Annotated in this window: 21 protein-coding genes and 1 other annotated feature; of the genes, 6 read left to right on the plus strand and 15 right to left on the minus strand. The window is 33.5% G+C overall.

Going from position 1 to position 22,966, the window contains the following annotated elements; all coding sequences use genetic code 11:
• Nucleotides 1–4: 4 nt before the first annotated feature.
• The 3 genes from pdxR to AC1DKZ_RS11500 form a co-directional block, all read right to left on the minus strand.
• On the minus strand, nt 5–1,453 hold the full coding sequence (gene pdxR, locus AC1DKZ_RS11490; RefSeq protein ID WP_002085207.1) for a MocR-like pyridoxine biosynthesis transcription factor PdxR: 1,449 nt from the start codon (nt 1,451–1,453) through the stop codon (nt 5–7).
• Nucleotides 1,454–1,549: 96 nt separating this feature from the next.
• A complete protein-coding gene (locus AC1DKZ_RS11495; RefSeq protein WP_476996261.1) occupies nt 1,550–2,575 on the minus strand; it encodes a homoserine dehydrogenase in 1,026 nt (341 codons plus the stop codon).
• A gap of 86 nt (nt 2,576–2,661) precedes the next feature.
• On the minus strand, nt 2,662–3,903 hold the full coding sequence (locus AC1DKZ_RS11500; protein ID WP_219302512.1) for an esterase/lipase family protein: 1,242 nt from the start codon (nt 3,901–3,903) through the stop codon (nt 2,662–2,664).
• A 278-nt stretch (nt 3,904–4,181) separates the two neighbouring features.
• Here AC1DKZ_RS11500 and AC1DKZ_RS11505 point away from each other — a divergent pair, with 278 nt between their 5' ends.
• On the plus strand, nt 4,182–4,523 hold the full coding sequence (locus AC1DKZ_RS11505) for a DUF3914 domain-containing protein (protein ID WP_113936350.1): 342 nt from the start codon (nt 4,182–4,184) through the stop codon (nt 4,521–4,523).
• A 76-nt stretch (nt 4,524–4,599) separates the two neighbouring features.
• Here AC1DKZ_RS11505 and AC1DKZ_RS11510 read toward each other — a convergent pair whose 3' ends face one another.
• From AC1DKZ_RS11510 to abc-f, 5 genes are all read right to left on the minus strand, one after another.
• Nucleotides 4,600–5,283, minus strand: a complete 684-nt coding sequence (locus AC1DKZ_RS11510; RefSeq protein WP_476996323.1) for a lipoprotein BA_5634 family protein — start codon at nt 5,281–5,283, stop codon at nt 4,600–4,602.
• A gap of 53 nt (nt 5,284–5,336) precedes the next feature.
• Complete coding sequence (locus tag AC1DKZ_RS11515; RefSeq protein WP_431181729.1) at nt 5,337–7,268, minus strand: ABC transporter permease; 1,932 nt, start codon at nt 7,266–7,268, stop codon at nt 5,337–5,339.
• Nucleotides 7,243–8,013, minus strand: a complete 771-nt coding sequence (locus AC1DKZ_RS11520; RefSeq protein ID WP_002136646.1) for an ABC transporter ATP-binding protein — start codon at nt 8,011–8,013, stop codon at nt 7,243–7,245. Before AC1DKZ_RS11520 ends, AC1DKZ_RS11515 begins: the two co-directional genes overlap by 26 nt.
• Before the next feature lie 468 nt (nt 8,014–8,481).
• Nucleotides 8,482–9,075 (minus strand): GNAT family N-acetyltransferase, encoded by a 594-nt coding sequence (locus AC1DKZ_RS11525; protein WP_431181730.1) that lies wholly within the window; start codon nt 9,073–9,075, stop codon nt 8,482–8,484.
• Between the two features lie 20 nt (nt 9,076–9,095).
• Nucleotides 9,096–10,724 carry a ribosomal protection-like ABC-F family protein gene (gene abc-f / locus AC1DKZ_RS11530; protein ID WP_476996262.1) on the minus strand — a complete coding sequence of 543 codons (1,629 nt, stop codon included), beginning with the start codon at nt 10,722–10,724 and terminating at the stop codon, nt 9,096–9,098.
• Between the two features lie 511 nt (nt 10,725–11,235).
• On the opposite strand from abc-f, the gene AC1DKZ_RS11535 reads away from it, so the two are divergent.
• Nucleotides 11,236–12,225: an aldo/keto reductase family protein gene (locus AC1DKZ_RS11535; protein WP_476996263.1), complete on the plus strand. Its 990-nt coding sequence runs from the start codon at nt 11,236–11,238 to the stop codon at nt 12,223–12,225.
• A gap of 116 nt (nt 12,226–12,341) precedes the next feature.
• On the opposite strand, the gene AC1DKZ_RS11540 is transcribed toward AC1DKZ_RS11535, so the two are convergent.
• From AC1DKZ_RS11540 to AC1DKZ_RS11555, 4 genes are all read right to left on the minus strand, one after another.
• Nucleotides 12,342–13,241, minus strand: a complete 900-nt coding sequence (locus tag AC1DKZ_RS11540; RefSeq protein WP_476996264.1) for a LysR substrate-binding domain-containing protein — start codon at nt 13,239–13,241, stop codon at nt 12,342–12,344.
• Between the two features lie 198 nt (nt 13,242–13,439).
• Nucleotides 13,440–14,423 (minus strand): sensor histidine kinase, encoded by a 984-nt coding sequence (locus AC1DKZ_RS11545; protein ID WP_113710067.1) that lies wholly within the window; start codon nt 14,421–14,423, stop codon nt 13,440–13,442.
• A complete protein-coding gene (locus AC1DKZ_RS11550; protein WP_002127681.1) occupies nt 14,420–15,127 on the minus strand; it encodes a response regulator transcription factor in 708 nt (235 codons plus the stop codon). Before AC1DKZ_RS11550 ends, AC1DKZ_RS11545 begins: the two co-directional genes overlap by 4 nt.
• 121 nt (nt 15,128–15,248) lie before the next feature.
• The gene (locus AC1DKZ_RS11555) at nt 15,249–16,163 is read right to left on the minus strand and encodes an acetamidase/formamidase family protein (RefSeq protein WP_476996265.1); all 915 of its coding nucleotides are present in this window, start codon (nt 16,161–16,163) and stop codon (nt 15,249–15,251) included.
• Between the two features lie 159 nt (nt 16,164–16,322).
• On the opposite strand from AC1DKZ_RS11555, the gene AC1DKZ_RS11560 reads away from it, so the two are divergent.
• Nucleotides 16,323–16,751 (plus strand): cell wall hydrolase, encoded by a 429-nt coding sequence (locus AC1DKZ_RS11560; RefSeq protein WP_002013108.1) that lies wholly within the window; start codon nt 16,323–16,325, stop codon nt 16,749–16,751.
• Nucleotides 16,752–16,812: 61 nt separating this feature from the next.
• Here the strand turns inward: AC1DKZ_RS11560 and lysS are convergent, their stop codons facing one another.
• Entirely contained in the window at nt 16,813–18,366 is a 1,554-nt protein-coding gene (lysS, locus tag AC1DKZ_RS11565; RefSeq protein ID WP_476996266.1) for a lysine--tRNA ligase, read from the minus strand.
• Between the two features lie 83 nt (nt 18,367–18,449).
• Nucleotides 18,450–18,706 (minus strand) — a binding site (T-box leader).
• A gap of 71 nt (nt 18,707–18,777) precedes the next feature.
• Complete coding sequence (locus tag AC1DKZ_RS11570) at nt 18,778–18,948, minus strand: DUF2197 domain-containing protein (protein WP_078203372.1); 171 nt, start codon at nt 18,946–18,948, stop codon at nt 18,778–18,780.
• A gap of 141 nt (nt 18,949–19,089) precedes the next feature.
• Between AC1DKZ_RS11570 and AC1DKZ_RS11575 the strand changes: the two genes are divergently transcribed.
• Together AC1DKZ_RS11575 and AC1DKZ_RS11580 are read left to right on the plus strand one after the other, a co-directional pair.
• Nucleotides 19,090–19,992 (plus strand): SMP-30/gluconolactonase/LRE family protein, encoded by a 903-nt coding sequence (locus AC1DKZ_RS11575; protein ID WP_476996267.1) that lies wholly within the window; start codon nt 19,090–19,092, stop codon nt 19,990–19,992.
• Complete coding sequence (locus AC1DKZ_RS11580; protein WP_476996268.1) at nt 19,989–20,693, plus strand: class I SAM-dependent methyltransferase; 705 nt, start codon at nt 19,989–19,991, stop codon at nt 20,691–20,693. Before AC1DKZ_RS11575 ends, AC1DKZ_RS11580 begins: the two co-directional genes overlap by 4 nt.
• A 61-nt stretch (nt 20,694–20,754) precedes the next feature.
• Here AC1DKZ_RS11580 and AC1DKZ_RS11585 read toward each other — a convergent pair whose 3' ends face one another.
• On the minus strand, nt 20,755–21,681 hold the full coding sequence (locus AC1DKZ_RS11585; protein WP_476996269.1) for an NADP-dependent oxidoreductase: 927 nt from the start codon (nt 21,679–21,681) through the stop codon (nt 20,755–20,757).
• 236 nt (nt 21,682–21,917) lie between these two features.
• Here AC1DKZ_RS11585 and mleBCA point away from each other — a divergent pair, with 236 nt between their 5' ends.
• On the plus strand, nt 21,918–22,775 hold the full coding sequence (gene mleBCA, locus AC1DKZ_RS11590) for a BCA family alpha/beta fold macrolide esterase (RefSeq protein WP_476996270.1): 858 nt from the start codon (nt 21,918–21,920) through the stop codon (nt 22,773–22,775).
• Nucleotides 22,776–22,966 lie beyond the last annotated feature (191 nt).

Here is a 22,966-nt window from a genome sequence, read left to right on the forward strand (position 1 = left end):
TTTCTCAACTCCAAGTTTCATTTTTTAAAGTTTCACCAATTATTTGAATCCCTCTAACAATTTCCTGTTCTTTCAAACGTGAAAATCCTAATCGGAATGTGTTCGCTCCTCCTCCATCAGAGTAAAAAACATCACCAGGAGAAAACGTAACTCCTTTCTCATAACACTTTTGTAAAAGTGTGCGGGCTTGAATTTTTTCTTCCAACTCTATAAACAAATGAAGTCCACCGTCTCCAGTCATTCTTTTAAACGGAATGTACTGATTACACGCCCCAACAGCTAACTCATATTTTTTCTTATAAACAGATCTTGCTTTTTTTAAATATTTTTCAAAATATCCTTCATGTAAATATTGAAACAGAACAGCTTGATCTAACGTAGATGTGTGAATGGTTCTGGCTCTTTTAACACTTTCTAAATAATGTATCAGTTCTTTATCTGCAATGATCCAACCTACACGTAAACCAGGGAAAAGTACCTTTGAAAAGCTACTAATATAAATCACATTATTACCAGCCCCTGCAAAAGTTAATAATGGCGATAAATGTGAACCCGAATAACGTAATTCTTCATTAAACCCATCCTCTATAATAGGGATCTTGTATTTTGAAAATAACCTCATCAATTCCGTTCTTTTCTCCGAACTCGTAACAATACCAGTTGGATTATGATAAGAAGGGATTAAATACGCGAAATCAAAATCCTTTTCACGCAAACTTTTTTCTACTTCATTCGTATCAATACCATCATCATTCATATCAATTCCATGAACTTCAAGTCCATGTAAACGAAAAAGCTTCAATGCAGCATGGTGAGTTGGGTTCTCACAAATAACACGCCCTGATTTCTTCGATAAAGAAGATAACACAATATCTAATCCTTCTGTAAATCCATTTGTAATTAGAATATCTTTGTTCGAAATATCTACACCTTTCATTTCCATGTAATGAAGTAAATAATTCATTAACGGTCTATAACCTTTTGCATATCCGTAGTTCAATACGATATCCCCTTCAATGGACATACGAGTAAGAAAAGCTCTTTTGAAATTTTCAACATCAAATAGCTTTTCGTCCGGAGCTATACTATTAAAAACAATCATTCCTTTTTCCCAGCGAACTCCATGCTTCATTAAGTCTAATTCATCCGCTAATGTGGTAACTGTATTAAGTTTATTTTTCCAATCTATTTCAACAGACGAGGTGTTACTTATATCCACCTTCGCAACGAAATTTCCTTTTCCTTTAACTGCATAAATGAGTCCTTCTTGTTCTAAATCCGCATATGCAGAGAGTACTGTATTTCTGCTCACTGATAATAATTCACTCAGTTCCCTTGTTGATGGGATTTTTTGGTCCCCCAACAAATGCCCTTTCATAATCATCTTTTTTAAATAATCCTTTAATTGAATATAAACGGGACGATCTTTTACAACTTTAAAATCTTTAAACAATTTCTTACCCCCTGCAATTATTTTTGCATATTTATTTCATTCTCAAAAGGTCCACTACATATGTATTTTTTATTAATAGCGGTACGGTTATAAAGCCTATAAATCATTTCGATATAAATTGATTACATCTTTTAAAGCAGCAGCTGCAGCTCCGCGTGGATTAGAAGCTCCACCAATTGTAGTGACTTGTCCCATTGTATCTGTAAAGAACGTAATTCCTTTTTCCGTGCCATTTATATTTGCTAACGGATGTTCTTTCTCTAAATTACAAGGTTGTACACTAAGGTTTACTTTTCCATTATCATCTTTATATGCTGATGCAATTAATTTAATTGATTTATTTTGTTCCTTTGCATTTTGAATTTGTTGCGTTGTAACGTGCTCTATTCCGTTTATTTTTATATCTTTGAGTGAATAATCGTTTCCCATTAAACTATTCGTCAAAAGTAATAATTTACAAGCGCTATCCATCCCGCTTATATCTAATAACGGGTTAGTCTCCGCAATTCCTTTATTTTGTGCTTCTTGCAATGCTTCTTCAAACGTCTTATATTCTTCATGCATCTTTGTAAGGATATAATTTGTTGTCCCGTTCAATATTCCTTCTATTTTTTCAATATGGCAACCTGCTAAACTTAGTTGTCCTATGTCTAATGTCGGTAACGCAGCGGCAGTTGCACCGCTATATCGAATGCGTGAGCCTGAAATACGTGCTGCTGTATTCAGTTCACTCCAAGCTGTAACAAGTGCACCTTTTGAAATAGCTACTATATCCATTTGTTTTTCAATAGCTTGTTTCATATACTGTTTCCCTGGATTTCCATTTTTAAGATTTGTAGCAGTTGATTCAACCAATACAGTACCATTTATATTAATCGTTCCGCGTTCCTCTGGATAATGTTCGATATATTTTTCAATTGCAGCAGAACCATCACCATACGTCAATAAATCATTAATATGCAAACCTTTCCCGTTATGTATTGCAATATTTCTTCCTATCACTCCACTAACAACTAAGTCAATTCCATATGTTTCATTTATATATAAATATTTTTTATTTAATAATTTTATAAACTCTCTTCCTACTGTCCCGTATCCTGATAATACAATTTGAATTTTCATAATATCCCCCCATATCTTTATACCAAATCCCTCTTTCAATATAATATAAAGCGCCCTCGAATTCCATCGAGAGCGCTTTATATTATCTATTTCGGTAGACGTGATAATTTTCCAACAATTGTTCTATAAAACTCTTGAATGTTAGAAAAACCTAACGTGTCTGAAACACTAAGCCCTACCATATCAAGATGGTCCCAATTTGCTTTCGTTTCAATATGATTCCATTTTCCAATTTGTAAAGACTCATTATTATTTACAAAAGTATTAGACGCAGGCGCAATCATAGAATTTGTATTTACTACACCATCGTTTTGCCACCAAGAAGTATCTATTAATGGTCGGTTTTCTTCATATCTTGCATAAGAGCCTAAGAAGAATGCATTCCCCATTAGCACTTTATTCATTGTTATATGCGGTAGATGCAAACCTGTTATAGGTGCTGCTTGCGATGCATGTCCACTATAGGATAAGTAATATACATCCGATTGCGTCTTTACCCAATTATTTAACTCCTTTGCTCCATCAGTACTTAAATCCCATTGACTAATATCTTTTGTATTCTCCCAAATTGAACTATTTAAAATACGATCAGTATATTGGAAAAAGGACTCTCCAGCATATTTTTTCATACCCCATTGATCCAATTTAAAATCATATAATGATAAATTATTGTTTCCTCCTAAACTCGCAGCTGTAATGAGAAAATCTTTAACGAATGGCAATAGAAGACTCCCGTCTGCAAGTGTTGTCCCATTATGAGGAGTTGCTAAAGTTGTAACACTATGAACATACGATTTACCGCCTTCAAATAGTGGTGATATCTTTGCGTTCGGATGATTTTTCACATGATTTTTTTCTTCATAACTGCCTTCTTTTAATAACTGCACTAATGTTCTTGTCGTTTGTCCACCCATGCTATGCCCAACTAAATGAACTTTATTTGTTTCACTCCAATTCGGTGCAAATCCACTATAAGTTCTACCAAAACGATTATGTCCATGTTTCTCAGCATGCGCCGCGCCGTAGTCTACTGTTCCACCGTTAATTTGCGCGTATAATTCACATGCACGGTCCCAGTTACTAGAAACTGGCCCAACAGCTGCAGTATGTACTGTATAACCATTTCTTTTTAAATCTTCTTGTATATCATGAACACCACCCCAATATTTTACCCCTAGCATTTCCTCTCTACCCCATCCAGCAAATCCATTCACTAAAATGATAGGATAATTATTTTGTTGTCTCTCTTCAGCGTATGTTGTTTTCGCTGCGAATGAACAAACAGTCACTAATGTAAAAAAACATACTTTTAAAAATAACTTCCCCATACTTTCTCCCCCTAATTAAACGCTTTCATTTTTCTGTGAAAAAGATTGACACAATCAGTTTTTAACTTAAACATAATGTAAAGTATTTTATATACGTTGTATATATAGACAACATACACAAATGTTGATAAATATTAATTCAAGTAAACATTTGCTTTTTACAATACAACTTGTAAATCTGATTATTTGAATTTATAATTGAATATAGGTTCCTCATGTCAAATGGATTTAATAATCATAAGAAAACTTATTTCATTACTTGAAAAGGAGGAAAAAGCATGCAAATCGAATCAAACATTCATACATTATCTCAACCTACTAAAATAACTCCATCTATTCTTGAGCATAATACTATCTCTTCTACTAAACTTGAAGGTAAGAAAGCGGATGATCCTATCAAGTTCGATATTCGTTCCTCTGAAAAAGAAATGAAACAGCCTGAGCATAAATTTAACGAATTAGATTTATGGAAGATGTTAAAGGATAAAGGTGTTCCTTTATGGATCATCCTTGAAATGCTACAAAAGTCTCGTAAAGAAAAAGAAGCTCAAAATAATTCAGTTCAAAATTCAAATACGATTGAAGAAACGAGTGAGGCTCGATTAGATGAAGTAATGTAAAGCATAATATTTGATTGGTCTATAAACTAAAAAGAGTTCAAGATTGATAAAGTTTTTATCAACCTTGAACTCTTTTTTAAGATTTTTCTCCAATCGTTACAAACTGAAAAGATACTTCTCCTTCCAAACCTTTAATTAGCCTTGTTACTTTGACATTTTCATTAACCAATGTATTATCTGTCGACATTTTAGGTTTTTCATCTCCTAAAGATTTTTTCAGATGAAGAAGTTGCATTTTCGTTTCATTTACCTTTATTTCTTTATACACACTATTTTGTGCTACAATCACATACCATTGCGTTGGATATTTACGAGTGTTACCTATCCAAGCGTCACTATCGTATAAAACTGGAATCTCTTTTCCTTCTAATTCAATACTTTTCATATTCTTTTCGTCTTCATGTGTAAACAACAGCGAACCTTCTTTTGGGAATTTCGGTAACGTATCTATAATATAATTGGAGCCATTATCTCGTTTACGAAAAACTTTTTCTTTAATCAATGCTTGTGCTGTAGATTCATTTAAAATTAATACCTGTCCATTTCCAACTTTACCTTTTTTCACAGAAAACACTTCATTTTCTTTCGTAATTTCTTGATAACGATTAATAATTGGTGAAATTTTATTTTCATCTCCAATGATTAATAAACCGTTTGCAGGAAATGGATTTTCCTTTTTAGAGCATGCACTAAAACTTATTAAAAGTAGTATCGTTAACATAAAAATAGTTAAAGTTCTTTTCATCGCGTTTCCTTTCATCATACAGTTCATTTTTCCACATACTTTTGTGTAGTCTTACAAGCTAATATACTCTATTGCTCCATAACCTTATAAAGCTTTTGCAGGTAACGCCAACGGGTTATAAAGAAATATAATACTTGTATACATATAAATGAAATTAAAATAACGATAGAGCTATTAATTATAGAAAAATCGACTAATTGCTGTAATGCCGTATAAGCGACTATAGTATGAATCACTGCAACAACAATCGGTAAGAAGAACATTAATAATAACTGTCTCGTTACAATTTTTTTTAATTCTCGTTTACTTAATCCCATTTTCGAAATCATTTTATATTGCTGTTGATCGCGATCCAAATCAGTATATAATCGGAAATAAATAAAACTAGCAGCGAATGTGAAGAAGACGATTCCGACTAAAACACTTGCCATAAGTAATAATCCATTCGTTTGCTTTGCACTTAACAAATCTATAGTTAAAGCCCGAAATTGAAAATTACCTACTCTAGTATCTTTCTCAAATCTACTAATTAATTCGTTTGAAATTCCCTTCGTTTTCATCCAATCGTCTACAACAAATCCGTAAGTACGATATTGAATGTCTTTATTAACCGGGTCACTAGTAAGAGGTATTCCATCATATACCTGATCTTTAACAGCGATATAAATAGTTCTAGAATCATGTGGTAAAACTAAATTTTCTACAGCTTTTTTCACATGAAATGTCTTTGTCCAATCTCCTTGAATGACTTCTATATTCTTTTTATACTCGCCATTTTTAAATTCTTGTTTTTGCGATACGACTCCAGGAATTAATAAAATTTCATCTTCTTTTTCGATTGTTTCTTGTTGATAGCCTAGTGCTTTAGCAAGATCGTTATATTCACTTAACTTCATTACATTTACACCATTTTCCGTGTATATATCTGAAGATGAAGCCATTCGATACGGAATATTAGCATCAGAAAGGTGTTTTTTTATAATAGAAAGATTTTTATTTAATACTTTGTCGTTTTCAAAACTTCCATACAAAAATGTATACGGATTTGTCATCCTTACCAAATCCCTATTTCCAATTGCAGCTGTTGTACCAATCGCTGTAAATGCAACTGCTGAAACAATAGATACTATAAAAAACATCGTTGCATTATCTTTCATACGGTAAATTAATTCAGAAAATGTTAATATATTTGTTCTCTTTAAAAAGAAAGATTCTCTCCTTTTCGCAAGGTGCAATATATAAACGCTACACTGTGTATATAAAAAGTACGTTCCTATAATTACTAGGAGCACCCCTATCCCAAGCGTAATAAAATTAGTACTTGGGATAAAGCGAAATACTGAAAAATATCCATACCCTATACTAATTAAAGAAAGTAGCGATAATAAAATTGATGCTTTCGGTTCTGGCTTTGGCTTTTCCTCTGCTTGTATAAGTTCCACAAGTTCTGTTACTTTTATCATTTTAAATGTAACGAGCGAAACAATTAAAAATAATAAAAGAAATGTGATGACTGTTAATAATACAGCCTGCACTGGTATATAAAAAGGCAAACCATTACTAATCATTAATACACTTGCGCTTATCAATAAAACTAGTTTAGAAAATACGAGTCCAATGAGAATTCCTATACAAATTGAGCCAAGTCCAATCAACATATTTTCAATTAATAATAATTTCTTAAGCTGTCTCATTGACATACCTTGCATCATTAATATCCCAAATTCTTTCTTACGCGTTTTTAAAAATGAACTAACTGAATATAGAATGAAGAAAAATGAAAATACAAAAATCAAGCCTTGCGAAACTGAAAATCCCAATGTACCAAATGCACTTATTGTTGCACTTGTCGATTTCAACTCACCTTGTAAATCAGGATGAAATAATAAAAGAGCATACGTAAAGAAAATCATAATAGAAAATGCACTACTTAAAAAATGAGCAGCATATGTACGCTTATTGCGAAAAATATTATTAAATGCGAACTGACGAAAAGTCATGCCTTTTCCCTCCTAACAAAGAAAGGACATCCATAATCTTTTGATAAAATGCTTGCCTACTTTCACCACAATAAATTTCGTTATATAGTTGACCATCTTTAATAAATATGACTCTGCTGCAAAAACTCGCTGCATACGGATCATGTGTAACTAACATCATCGTAGCTTTTTCTTCTTTATTTAAAGTATCTAGCATCTCCATTACATCATTTGAAGATTTAGAGTCTAAATTCCCTGTTGGTTCATCTGCAAGTAATAATTGTGGCTTATGAACAATTGCACGAGCAATTGCTGTTCTTTGAGCTTGCCCCCCTGAAATTTCAAAAGTTCTTTTACTCAATATATCTGTAATATTTAATTTCTCTGCAATTTCTTCAACTCGTTTGTTCATTTCTTGTACAGAAACACCATCTAATGTCATCGGCAATACGATATTTTCCTTTACTGTAAGTGTGCTAAGTAAATTAAATGATTGAAAAACAAATCCTAATTGTTTCCTACGGAATAAAGCCAAATTATCTGATGTCAACTGGAAAGGATTTGTACCATTTATTAATATTTCTCCCGATGTTGGAGAGTCGATAGTAGATACCATATTTAATAACGTTGTTTTCCCGCTCCCTGATGGCCCCATAATCCCTATAAATTCACCTTCTTGAATTGATAAATCAATATCTACCAATGCTTTAAAAGGTACTTTCCCTTTATATACTTTACTAATACTTTTTGCATGTAGAATTTCCATTTATATTCTCCCTTCATTTGCACTTCTCACAATATAGTGTAAATGAATTGTCTTATAGCACATATTGATTCATCTTTCATTTATCTTACACGCTTGTAAGATTTCTGAAAAAACTGATAACAAACCTATTTTCAAACTATAATTAACGATTATTCATCTTATAATATCTATATAGTAGTATGAAATACAATACTACTTATTTCTGGTTGCCAGGACACCTTGTAAACCTATTAAATATATAAATAAAAGTGAGTTTAAGAAACAATTATCATCATTAAAAGTTGCTGTATTCCTTGTATTCTTTATTAGCAACATAAAATATATTATAAAGAATAACTATAGAACTTCAAAACGATGAATAATAACTTATAATTCATAAGTATAATCCAAAAGTAAATAGTACATAAAAAAGCTTAGAGCTTTAGCTCTAAGCTTTTTTAAAATCATTTCATTCCATTATAACTCCTTTTAAAGAGCGATATTTTTTATCCACTCTGATTTGCTCAATAAATAATGATTATATAGTTGGTTTTCTATCGTCTGTTGGCTTATATAAGTAAATCCACATTTTTCAATAACTCTATTTGATGGTGCGTTGTTTATTAATGCAATTGCGTTAAGGACATCCACATTTGTATTTTCAAACAAATAGCCGATCAAGCCTTTTGTCGCTCTCGTTGCATAGCCATTATTATGATATTCACTTGAAACAGCATACATAATTTCTCTGTTCGGTGCAGGAAGCTCATCTTTCATACCTGTGCAGCACCATCCAATAAATTCATTTGTGGTTTTCTTAAATATTCCTAGTCTTAATATGTGATCATCTATGTTAGTCGTAGTTCTCACTGCATTAAGAAATGCTTTATTTTCTGGTATTTCATAATTTGCAACCCAATTAACCCTTTGTTCTTTCGTTGATTTCCAGTCTGGTAAAAACTGTTCTATTTCCGGTTGATTCGATATTTTATAAATACTCTCCGCATCTTTGATAGTAAACTCTTGCAAGTATATATCTCCACAGTCTATTCTAAATAAATTAGTCGAACTCTCTTCTCCCATGTTAATCCCCCTTAATTATATTAAAGCGCCTTAATCTGCTTCGTAAGTTCTATAAATCGTTCATCAAGTTCTTTATATTCTTTATCGTTAGAAGTTAAGAAACTTAATTTACCTAATACTTCTTGTCGCTCTGTTTCTAACGTTAAACGTAGCTCTTCAATATCATCTCTTGTTTTAATAAGTTCCTCTAGCTGCTTTTGTATCGTATTATTTGAAAACACGAGTTTCGTGTTAGTTGTTTTCTCTAGAAAATATCGATCGTGAGAAACTATAACGAGTGTTCCATTATACTCAGCTAATGTATTTTCAAGCTGTTCACGTGAAGGGAGGTCAAGGTGATTCGTCGGTTCATCTAAAATAAGTATATCTTTTTCATCTAAAATATAAGCCATTAACTTGCATTTTACTCGTTCCCCCATACTCATATGCTCAATCGGCTCTTTCCATTGAGAAGCTTGGAATCCTAAATGTTTCATTAAATTTTGGACTTTTCCTCTTTCTTCAAATGTCTCTTTAAAAAATAAATCTTCTGGTGTTTTATCTAGTGGTAAATCAAATACTTCTTGTGTTAAATAACCGATGTTTGCAGATGGTGAAACCCATACTTCTCCTTGTACAGTTTCCGTTCCCATAATCATCTTCAGTAATGTTGTTTTCCCGCTACCGTTTGGTCCAACAATCGCAACCTTCTCACCGTGCTGGATTGTAAAATTAACGTTTTCAAATAATGTCTTTCCATGAAAGTCTTTTTTTAATTTCTTTACTTCTAAAAAGCGTTTTCCTACTTTTTTATTCGCTTGAATAGAGAACTCCACTGAATACTCTTCTTTCACACGTTCTACTTTCGTTTTCTCCAGCTCTTTTTCGAGACGTTTTCGTTTTGACTTCACTTGCGCATCCATTCGCTTCGCTTTTACACGATAAAACTCTTTAACTCCTTCTTGTTTTGTAGACTGTGCGTGTGCCTTTTGTGACCATGAACTTAATTCTTTTATATGTGTTTCTACTTGTTCTATCTTTTTTTGTTGTTTTTCATATTCACGTTGCTGCGTCATTCTTGTATGCTCACGTGCTTTCATATAACTCGTATAATTACCGCTATGCTCAATTAGTTTCTTTTCCTCAATTGACCATATTTTCGTTGCGACAACATCTAAAAAGTATCGATCATGCGATACAACGATAACTGTACCCTTCATATTTTTTATTTGCTTAATGAGAAATTCCGTACTCATCTCATCTAAATGATTTGTCGGTTCGTCTAATATTAATAAATTAGGATTTTCGGCAAATCCTTTTGCTAGTCGAACTTTCAGCTTTTCACCACCACTTAAAGTAAGAAAATCGTTCGTTGGCACGCCCCATTTCGCAAGAAGTTCTGCTTCTTTTGCAATCATATCATTACTAATAAAAGATTCTATTTCTTGTTCAACATATGCCGTTGTCATATTCATTTCCTGCCATTCAACATTCCCTTTTGATGGCTCAATCTTCCCATTTATTAATTGAAGTAACGTTGATTTACCGGCACCATTTTTACCGATTAATCCGATAACATCCCCTTGTCTTACTGTAACATTCATTTTCTCTAATAAAGTATTTTCCATTATTTCAACATACACATCATTTAATTTTAAAATTTCTTTCATATTACCGATCCCTTTCATTAAGGGAGAACAAAAAAATCCTCCCAAATTAATTTGGCAGGATTAGTCGTTAACATATTTATACCCAAATAAGCTATTACGCATAATAAATAGCAATACCGTTGTAAGGAGATTGGGCAGACTAATCCTATTTTTTATAAATTGAAATTTATTGAATTTCAACATTTAAAAATAAGATTAGTTAATCATCGTCCACCCATCATTCCTTTCCGTCGTTAGTAACCATATTGTACCATGATAGTACTGTATGAGTAAATGTAATTATATGTGCTGTGAAAATGATTGCTTTCTTTTAGGTCTATTTATCGTCACTTCATATCGATCAAACACAAACAACATCTGTAATACTACTGGCTTTAGATTTCCTTAGTAGTAAACTTCTACGCACTCTCTCTTATATAATTTTTATATAAATGTATCATTAATTACATATTATACATATTACATTTCAGTTCTTATAATAAAGATATCATTTTAAAAGGAGGATACTACAATGGAATTTAGTAAACTAGGAAACAGTGGATTAACAGTAAGTAAGATTGCATACGGGAACTGGATTAACCATGGTGGAAAAGTAAACGAAGATACTGCAAATGATTGTGTGAAAGCCGCACTAGATGTCGGAATTACTACGTTCGATACTGCTGATGTCTATTCGGACACTATAGCCGAAGAAGTACTTGGCCGGTCTTTGAAAGGTATACGCCGAGAAAGCATAGAACTATGTACAAAAGTATGCCATCCGACCGGACCTGGAAAAAATGATCGTGGATTATCGAGAAAACATATTATAGAAAATTGCAATGCATCGTTACAGCGGTTGCAGACAGACTACATTGATGTCTATTATGCACATAGATTTGACTCAACAACTCCTCTTGAGGAAACGATGTTAGCTTTTGCTGATCTTGTAAGACAAGGTAAAGTCCTTTACTTAGGCGTAAGTGAATGGACATCAGAACAAATTACCCGCGGTGCAGCACTTGCACGAGAATTGAACATTCCACTTATCGCTAGCCAACCTCAATACTCGATGTTATGGCGAGTTATCGAAACTGATGTAATACCAACATGTCAACGTGAGGGACTTGGTCAAGTTGTATGGTCTCCCCTCGCACAAGGTATTCTCTCTGGAAAATATCAACCTGATAAACCAATACCGACTCAATCACGTGCTAATTCAGATGCTGGTAAACCATTTTTCCACAAACTCGTGCAACGTTGGATGAGTGATGATGTACTCACTGCAATTCAGAAACTCAATCCCATCGCGCAAGAAACTAATCTTACCCTACCACAACTCGCAGTTGCTTGGGTACTACAAAATCCAGCTGTTTCCTCTGCAATTATTGGCGCTTCAAATCCGGAGCAAATAAGAGAAAACGTAATTGCTTCTAGTGTTAAATTACAACCTGAAATAATGGATCAAATTGATAGTGTACTAAAAGGTTTCATTGAGTACGATCCGAGTAAAACAGGTTGAAACATCAGTGAATTCCTTTTTAAAAACCACAAAATATCTTTGTAGTCTGACTTTAAAATAAAAATAGAAGTTTTCCTATCCAACGTTCCCCCTGCCCATCCCATCAAGATGGGCCTTTACTTTTCAAATTCAAATTGTGAAGTCGTATAAACCTCTCTAACAACTGTTAAGAAGTTCTCTAATACGACAGATTTTTCATCTTGTCTCCATCCAACATATAAATTTATTTTCGGTGTATTTTCTTGAATGTCTTTATACATGACACCCGATTTTTTATAGCTTTCCACCGATGATGGAACGACAGAAATCCCCATCCCTGTAGCAACTAAATTCACAATCGTTTGCATTTGAATCGCTTCTTGAACAATATTTAAGCTGACTCCATGCTCCCAAAAGTAACTAATAATTAAATCATAAAAGTTTGTACCGAAATGACGGGGAAATAAAATAAATGGTTCATCAATTAATGATTTGATTGAAATGTTACGTAACGAAACTAAAGGATGATCTTCATGCAAAACCAATTTTAAACATTCCTCAGAACAAACTTCGGAAACTAATATTTCATTATTCTGCTTGGAACGAATAAATCCAATATGAATTTGTTTTTCATATAGCGCTTTTATTTGCTGGTCTGTTGTCATCTCACGTAATATAAGCTGAATTTTAGGAAACCGTTCTCGAAATGTTTTTAATATGTCTATAACGGTTTCTGTAGAATCGACAAAACCGATGATTAAATGTCCTGTCTTCCCTTCATCCACAAGCTGTGTTTCTTTAATAGTTCTATCTACTTGAAGCAACGTTTGCCGCGCACCTTCTAAAAATATTTTCCCTGCACTGGTTAGTTCAACCATTCTTTTTGTTCGATGAAAAAGTTGAACGCCCAATTCATCTTCTAATTTACGAATTTCTTGGCTTAAAGGAGGTTGTGCCATCCTAAGCCGTTCTGCTGCACGACTAAAGTTTAATTCTTCTGCCACTGTTATGAAATATCTCATTTTACGAATATCCATTTCAATCCCCCAGTCATTATCAATTACCCCAAAAGCACTTTTATTACTAAAAAGCATGTGTATGACTAGTTATTCTTTTTCCTTTTCAGTTGAGTTTATCTTCTCTTATATAAATAATTTTACATTCTCAAATTGTATCAGTATTACAAAACAAGGCTAAAAAACTTATCTTAAAAGTTCTTTAGCCTGAATCACTTTTTACACATTTAAAAATATTATTCGTACAACGGTACCTTTACCAACCTCTGAATGGATTCCTACACTATGTCCTAATTGTTTCGTAATTTCATATACAAGATATAATCCCATTCCAGTTGATTCTTTAAAATCTCTACCGTTTTCTCCTGTAAAGAAGGGTTTGAATACTCTTGGTAAATCTTGCTTCGGTATCCCTACGCCACTATCGGTAATTTCAAGTACAACTGTATTACCTTCCTTACGTGCTTTCACTTTAATCTTTTCTCTACTACCTGATGAATATTTAATCGCATTCGATATTATTTGTCCAATTAAAAATTGTAACCACTTCGCATCACTTTCTACAGTAATACTCTTATCAATTTCAAGCTCTGGGTATACAAAATTCCGAATAAAAAAGCGTTTATGTTCATGCACGGAATCATTCACTATTTTATGTAGTTGTACTCTTTCTACATAAAAATCTTGTGTAAATGCTTCTAAACGTGCGACATACAGTGCCATCTCTAACCCCTTTTTCAACCTATCTGTTTCCTCATTAATACTTTCAAAACGTGAATCCACTTCATCTTGTGTAATTAATTCTATTACAGATAAAGGTGTTTTCATTTGATGAATCCACTGATTCATAAAGGTTAAATGATCATTATTTTTCCTCTCTTGTAACTGGAGCTGATTTTGATAATGTCGATATTGTACTTCGAGCAAATCTTGGAGAGCAGTAGATAAAACTGCAAAATCAGATTTTTGAACAGATTCATCCAAAGATTGCAACGGATTTGCTAAACGTTCATAAAAAGAACGATGTGTAAAATAACGAAATACTAAATAACTTACCATAAAAAAAGCACCTAAAAACATTGCATATAATGCCGTTGAAATATGATTATGCCCATCAAACCAATAAACTAAGAATATGGCTAGTAGTTGGATCGCAGTAAAACAAATAAGTGGTATATGATCACGTATAAATAACCTTATCATTTTTCCATACCATTATCCCAAGTAATATGTAATCTATACCCAACACTACGAATTGTTTCAATTGCTCCTTCAATTTGTAACGTTTTTAACTTTTTACGCACACGTGTTGTATTTACACTTAATGTATTGTCATCAACATAGGATTCACTATCCCATAATTTATTTAATAATACTTCCCTACTCACAACACGCGGATAGTTTTTCATTAACATCTCTAATAAAATGGCTTCGTTTCTCGTTATATCAATCTCTTGGTTCCTAAGTTTTAATACAAGTCTTTCGGGATATAAACTAAGACCTTGTTGCTCAATCATTCGTTCTTCTAGTTTCGGTGCATAGTCTCCATAAGCACGTCTTAAATGACTACGAATTTTCGCCATTACAACTTCATAATGAAACGGCTTCGGAATAAAATCATCGCCACCATTTTCTAACGCCATAACTTGATCCATCGTACCTTCACGGGCCGAAATAAATAAAATCGGACATGTGGAAACCCCGCGAATTTGACGACACCAATAGTAACCATCAAAACTTGGTAAATTAATATCTAATAAAACTAACTCCGGTTGTTCTTCTAAAAATATGTCTAACACATTTTGAAAATCCGTTACAATAATTCCTTGGTAACCGTATTTCGCAACATATGTTGATAATAGCTCCGCAATTTTCATATCATCTTCAACAATCATAATTTTAACCATCTCTGAACTCCTTTTTGATCCACAATCTCAAATATACTTATATAAATACTACCTCTTTTCACAAAATCCGTAAAATAGAAAAAGGATACTTTTATACAAAAGTATCCTTTTTCTATTTTTCTTATTTAATATGAAATGCATTTAGAGAAAATCCTAACTTCTCCACATATTCCCTTCCTAGTTCCATCCGCGCCGTTTTTAGTGGATCCACAACTTGGCAAATTTTTAAATTACCTGCTGCTGATAATAAAAGAGTTGCATCAGCTTTAGACATTTCTAATTCTTCATGTAAAAATGTCACCATATTACGTACAGCACGATTCGCTGCATCATCTAGCAATTTCTCTGAAGCAATCGTCATTATTTTTTCTTTTTGAATAGCCAATGGTAATGGCCATTTCTTTCCWTTTATAGTCTGAACAGTTACAGTTACCTCACCAGCAACCTCTACTCCACTAACACCAATTTCACCATCACCCATCGCAGCGTGTAAATCGCCTAATGCTAAAAGAGCACCAGGAACATTTACAGGTAATAATAACGTTGTACCTTCTTTGATTTCTTTACAATCCATATTCCCGCCGTGATCATGCGGTGTACCACATGAAATACTCTCTTCTTTCGGTGCAGTACCAATCACACCAATCATTGGATTAATTGGAATTTGCAGTTCATTTGAAAATGAAACATGTCCATTATGTATTGGGACAATTTTTACTGTATTTTCATTTAGCTCATCACCCATTACACCTAGGTTCGCACCTGTAGTTAAAACACCCTGCTCTGCAATTTTAATCTTTTCAATCGTTACGACTAATATATCACCAGGTTCTGCACCTTTAATATGTACAGGTCCGGTCGCTGGATTTATTCGATTCCAATCTAATTCTTGAAACACAACATCTTCAGAATTAATTTGATTTTCAAAGCAATCATATGTTTCAAATACAAGACGGCTCCCAATTTCTACTTCAATACATGGATTATTTTCTGGTGACATTGCGTAAATGATATGTTCTTTATGAATACGATGCATAGTACCTCTCCTTTTTCGTTTTTATCTTCTATATAATAATTAGCTTTTATCTGCATAAGCTCCTTTTTAAAATTAGTAGTTATTTTCAAGAAAAATGCACTTAGCTCATTTTGAAACATACACTCTTTACTATAACAGGTAAAGAAAGGTGGTATTACAATGCCCCTTATTCCATACAACGAAAGTGACGTTGATTTACTAGCACGTTTAATACGTGCTGAAGCTGAGGGCGAAGGACGACAAGGTGAACAACTTGTTGGATGTGTTGTAGTAAACCGTGTATTTTGTGATTGCTTAGATTTCAAACAACTTCGATCTGTGCGTGATGCAGTATATCAAAGCCCTGGCGGATTCGAAGCAGTTCAATACGGTTACTTTTATCAACGTGCCCGTGAATCAGAAAAAGAAATCGCAAGAAAAGTTTTACAAGGTGAATGGCGCTGGCCAGCACGATGGGCTCTTTGGTATTTCCGTCCAGTTGGAGCTTGTCCGCCCGAATGGTATAATCAGCCGTTTGCAGGACAATTTAAAAGCCATTGCTTTTACGAGCCTAGTGGCGATGAATGTCCAAAAATGTATTCAAGATAGTAAAAATTAAGCAACGCAAGTACTTATTCTATTGAGTACTTGCGTTGCTTTTAACTATATTTTAGAAATCTAATAATGTGACGAATTTTCTAGCGCCTACCACATGTATTAATAATGGTATACGTGGACCACTTGATTGATTCATAATGAGCCTATATAAAATGGTAAATAATTGTTTTTGATTTTCTTTCATTATTTTTTTATTTTCATGATGACAAATCGTATACAATTGCTCCATTAGTTTAGAATGATCGTTATTAGAACGAATTATTTTACAAACTTCTACTAGCCATTTTTTCTGCCGTTCATCTAATGTGTTATAAAACTCCGTATTTTTCTCTTTATTTACCGCAATTAATTTTTTAGATTGAAAGTTTCTTATCCAATACTCAGCACGATTACTTATCGCTATCATTTCAGGTAATGCATAGCTCCTATCTATTTTCTCTAATATATCTTGTAAAATAGATGAATCAAAATTTAATAATGGTAAAGTTCCTGCTACTTGATTAAACTTTGGATACTCTTTAAATCGGCTATCAAGTCTAGAAAGTTTAATTGCATCAAATAAATCTTCATTTTTGAGTGTTTTATTTTCATAACTATCCTTCAATCTCTCATACTCTGTATAATTGCGAATCACATCTTCATCAAGTCCAATATGAAAAGCTGCGCCGGGCCTATATTTTGCAAACATAAAAAGAATCACTTCTGGTACATACACTTTTAATAAGTCGCTAGGTGTAATACTATTCCCTGAAGAACTGGACATTTTTTCATGATGCCCTTTAATTCCAATGAAATCATAAGCAACGTATTGAGGGGCTTCACAATTGAATATTTTCCTTGCAATTTCTTTTGATACATTATAACTACCTGTTTCCGATGAATGATCTCTTCCGCCCGGTTCGAAAATAACATCCTCAATCATCCATCTCATCGGCCAATCGATTTTCCAATTCAGTTTCATTTGACTTGTATTTAATACGGATAATTTATTTTGATTTCCACATTCACAGTCATACCGAACTGTTTTTAATACTTCATCAAAATGTGTAATAGTTGTTGCATCTTTCCCGCACCTCTCACAATATAACGTAACGGGATAAAAGTTTTCTCTATCTTCTTCTCGGTGTATTCCTGTTTTAAAACCCATTAAAATATCATATATTTCTTTTCTTTTATACAAAGACTCTAATATGTTTTCGTTATACCTTCCGCTTCTATATTCAGCATGTTGATATATGAATTCCACTTCAATCCCAAATGCTTGTAGCGATTTCTCAAACTCTTTTTCAAAATGCTCTGCGTACGAGTTATGACACCCATACGGATCAGGAATATCACAGTATGGCATACCAATATATTTTGCAAAAGATGGATCAATATTTTTAGGAACTTTTCTAAACCTGTCATAATCATCCCATGAAAAGATAAAACGAGTCTTTTTCCCTAAATCTTGCAGAGCTCTTACAACGAAATAAGTCGTTACTATTTCACGGAAGTTCCCAATATGAACAGAACCAGATGGACTAATTCCAGCTGCACAAACAAAAGTTTCTTTGTTTGGATTTTTTCTAATCAATTCATGTGCTACTTCATACGCCCAATGCATATGTTACTCACCTCAATTGTATTTTTGTTTTCACATTTTCAGTTTTATGCAATAAAAAAACTCCCACCCCCAAGATTATTCATCTTGAGGACGAGAGTTATTAACTTCGCGGTACCACCTCAGTTTGTTAATACGTCACCATATTAACCTCTTCAGGTACGGCAAAACATGCTTATACCCTATCTCTATAACGGGAGAACCCGTCGCACCATCCCTAAATGAATTAGTTCCTTGCGCAGCTCTAAGTCTTTTTTCATTAAGATTTTCACCTCTCCTTCTCAGCTACCGGAGCTCTCTGTATGTATTCATTCTTAACTACTCTTCTCTTCAATGCCATTTTGAATATTAGTTTTTACATATGATAATTTATTATGCGTTTATTGTCAATTTTTTCTGAACAAAAATATAAAACTACCTAAAAAAACATTTTATCGCTTCTAATTGAATTCTGTGGCTACACTCATCACAACAATATGTCCCTTTCGGTTTCTCTTTAAATCGCTTATATTTTTCACTTCCTTCGTATACTCGGAATATATTTTTACACGAAAAGCAAACAATCTCATAAAACAGCATATGCATTTTCCTCACAGTGTTTATACATTTTTTTAATAACTTGAAAAGGTCTGTTTTCGACATTGCAAATCTTAATAATCTCTCACAAAAGGTTTACCTCTATTCTTATCGAATTATATAAATATCTTATAAAGCGAGGTGAACATCTTGTTCAGTAATATAGAATTAGTTTTAGATGCTAAAGCAAGTTTAGCTGAAGGACCATGTTGGAATGAAAAAAAGCAGCTTTTATACTGGGTTGATATTATGGAGAAAAAACTATGCATTTATACCCCCGCTAATAATTCAAACCGAGTGATTGCCCTCAATCAACAAATCGGCTGTGTCGTTCCATATCTAGATGATGTAGTACTTTTAGCTCTAGAAAAAGGGTTTTATTCTTTTAATCTAAATACAGAAGAGCTTACACATATTTATGATCCTGAACCACATTTAATAGAAAATCGTTTTAATGACGGGAAATGCGATCCGGCTGGCCGCTTTTGGGCAGGCACTACTGACTTATATGGTATAAGTGGCGCCGGTTCCTTGTATTCTTTAAATAATAATCTCCAAGTAGAGAAAAAGGTATCACATGTAAATACATCAAACGGCATAGCATGGTCTCCTGACGATACATACCTTTATTTTATTGATACACCTACAAAAAAAGTAGTCCGTTTTCATTATGATATACATACTGGTGTAATTAGCACTCCAACAGATGTTATCATCTTCCCTGAAAATGAAGGTCTACCCGATGGTATGACAATTGATGTAGAAGGTTGTTTATGGATTGCACATTGGGGAGGCTCGAAGATTACTAGATGGAATCCCTTGACTGGAGAACAGATTTTAAGTATTCCGATTCCTGCTTTATATGTAACGTCGTGTACATTTGGAGGACCTAATTTGACCGATTTATATATCACAACAGCCAGAACAAGAATGACTGATGCGGAATTAAAACAGTACCCACATGCTGGTGGTATATTTCGAATTCAAATGAATGTTAAAGGTTGTCGAACCTATTCATTTCGCCATGAAACTATTGGAGCTGAAATACTATGAACAGAATCGATTACATAAGACAAGAAGAGAAAAAGTATCACGATCTTTGCTATGAACAATATAAATTATTCGAAGCAGGATCTTGGCTGTATAAACCTGTTAAAACAGTTATGGGCATGCTGAACTATTTTGAAGGACAGAAAGACCTACAAATACTTGACCTTGGCTCTGGTGTCGGTAGAAACAGTATTCCAATTGCACAAAAAATCATGAATAGTGGCGGCACTGTTACTTGTGTTGATCTACTTGATTCGGCTTTAATGAAGTTACAAGTTTATAGCAAAGAATATGGTGTATTTGAATACATAAAAACGGAACAAGCAGCAATTGAAAACTACTATATTGCTCCTAATACTTATGACTACATCGTTGCAGTATCAAGTTTAGAACATGTCAGATCAATAGACGATTTTAAAAAAGTGCTTCACTCTATGAAAAATGGGACAAAGAGTGGTGGTATCAATTGTTTAATAGTTAACTCTAACATTCAAGAAATAGATTTAGAAACAGGAGAAGAATTAGATGCTTTAATTGAAATTAACCTTTCTACGGAAGAAATGATACGTACACTAAAAAGCGTTTATAACGAATGGAAAGAAGTAAAAGTTGAAATAAAAAATTTAGCGTATGATATTGTACGAAACGGTAAACACATTCAATTCAATACGAATGCGATTACTTTTGTCGTGCAAAAATTGTAGTTTATATGAGTGGTGACAATTTTTATTTTTTATAGTCACCACTCGTATATTTATGTAAATATCATTCCATCGTAATTACAATTTTCCCTCTAACATGCTGACTTTCACTTAAAATATGAGCTTCTCTAATTCCTTCTTCATTAAACGGAACAACCTTACTGATGATAGGTTTAATTTTTCCATGCTCAATCAAAACAGATAATTCGTCCAATTGCTTCCCGCTTGGTTTCAACCATAAAAACCCTGATTCTATGGCCTTTACTTCATGACGTGGTTCATGAACGATAGAAACTAGAACACCACCAGATTTAATAATTTGAAAACTTTTTTCTTGTACTTCTCCGCCCATTGTATCTAACACAATATCATAATCTGATAGTAGCTCTTCAAATTTATCTTTTTTATAATCAATAACAAGGTCAGCACCTAAAGACTTTAAAAACTCTTCATTTTTACTACTTGCAGTTGTTGCGACAAAAGCCCCAAATGATTTTGCGATTTGAATTGCAAAACTCCCTACCCCGCCCGCTCCAGCATGAATTAATACTCGGTCATTTTCTTTTATTTGTGCGTAATCAACAAGACTTTGCCAAGCTGTTAGTCCTGCAAGAGGTATAGACGCAGCTTCTTCAAAACTAATATTATTTGGCATATGTGCTACTAAATCTGATTTCACTGTAATGTATTCAGCATAGGAGCCTTTCCCTATATTTTCGGGTTTCGTAAATACTTTATCCCCTATTTTAAAATGATTCACATCTTCTCCAACTTCCTCAACTACTCCAGCAACATCTAATCCTAATGTAATTGGAAATGAAAATCGCAACTTTTCTTGTAAGTCTCCCTTTCTTATTTTCCAATCAACAGGATTGACAGATGTTGCTTGTATAAGTATTAATACTTCATTACATTTAACAACTGGTTTAGGAACTTGTCTTTCTTGTAATTCTTCAACACTACCATATTGATCAATAACAATTGCTTTCATTTCCTCTCCTCCTTGTTGCTTATTGTAATAACAAACAATTATTTTTCAAAATTTTCCGCCTTGGATGACAATAAATATGTTAGGAGGTGATATTTATGCTACTCTACTAATTAAGCATCATGAGTGCAAAAAACATTTATTTCACTTAAATACAATCTAATTTACGCCTAAGAAACACCCAAAGTTATATTTCTCTTTATTTATTAATGACCTTTAAATGAAACGGAGAGTGTGCTATGAGTGAACAAGTTTTCAAAGTAAACGGTATCGATATATGTACAGAAAGCTTTGGCAATCCTAATAACCCAGCAATATTATTAATTATGGGAGCTACATGTTCAATGGTTTATTGGGATGAAGAATTTTGTGAAAGGTTAGCTAGCACAGGAAGATTTGTCATTCGCTATGATAACCGTGATGTTGGTCGCTCTATTACATATGAGCCTGGGACTTCCAATTACACTGTAACAGACATGGCTGAAGATGCAATCGGAGTACTCGATGCGTATCATATTGACAAAGCACACCTTTTTGGCATGTCATTAGGAGGTATGATTGCTCAAATTGCTGCAGTAAAACACCCAGAAAGAATTTTGACCTTAACATTACTAGCAACAAGCGTTATTGGATCTGATAACAATACTCGTGATTTGCCTCCAATGGATGAAAGAATTTTGACACATCATGCTAATGGTGCAAATTTAGATTGGACAAATAAAGATGTTATAGCGAAATATTTAATTACAGGATCACGTCTACTCTGTGGATCAAAGCGTATATTTGATGAAGCAAGAACTTTAAAACAAGTAACGCAAGAAATAGAACGTGCTAACAATCTATTAAGTATGTTTAATCACGCCCTCCTTACAGGTGATGATTCTTATGAATGTATACTAAAGTCGTTACTAGTACCTACTTTAGTAATTCATGGTACGCACGATACAGCTCTTCCACTTGAACATGGACTCGCACTTATTGATGAAATTCCGAGCTCAAAGCTATTACCCCTTGAAGGTACAGGACATGAGAATCATCCCGATGACTGGGATAAAATTATTAAAGCAGTTTCAGAACATATATCCCGTATAAGATAAGAACAACTATTAGAAGGGGCACAAATTGTTTTGCCCCTTCTATTTATCCCGCTATTTGTGGGCAGTAAACACCCGATTGGTGAAGGCTAATAATCAGTGGGATATGAACAAAACCCCCACTGATTATAGTTTCACTTTATAAAGATTACGATACAATATCAAAAACCCATCACTGCATTCGTATGTATAGT

The sequence above is a fragment of the Bacillus sp. 05T21 genome, from assembly GCF_056396785.1.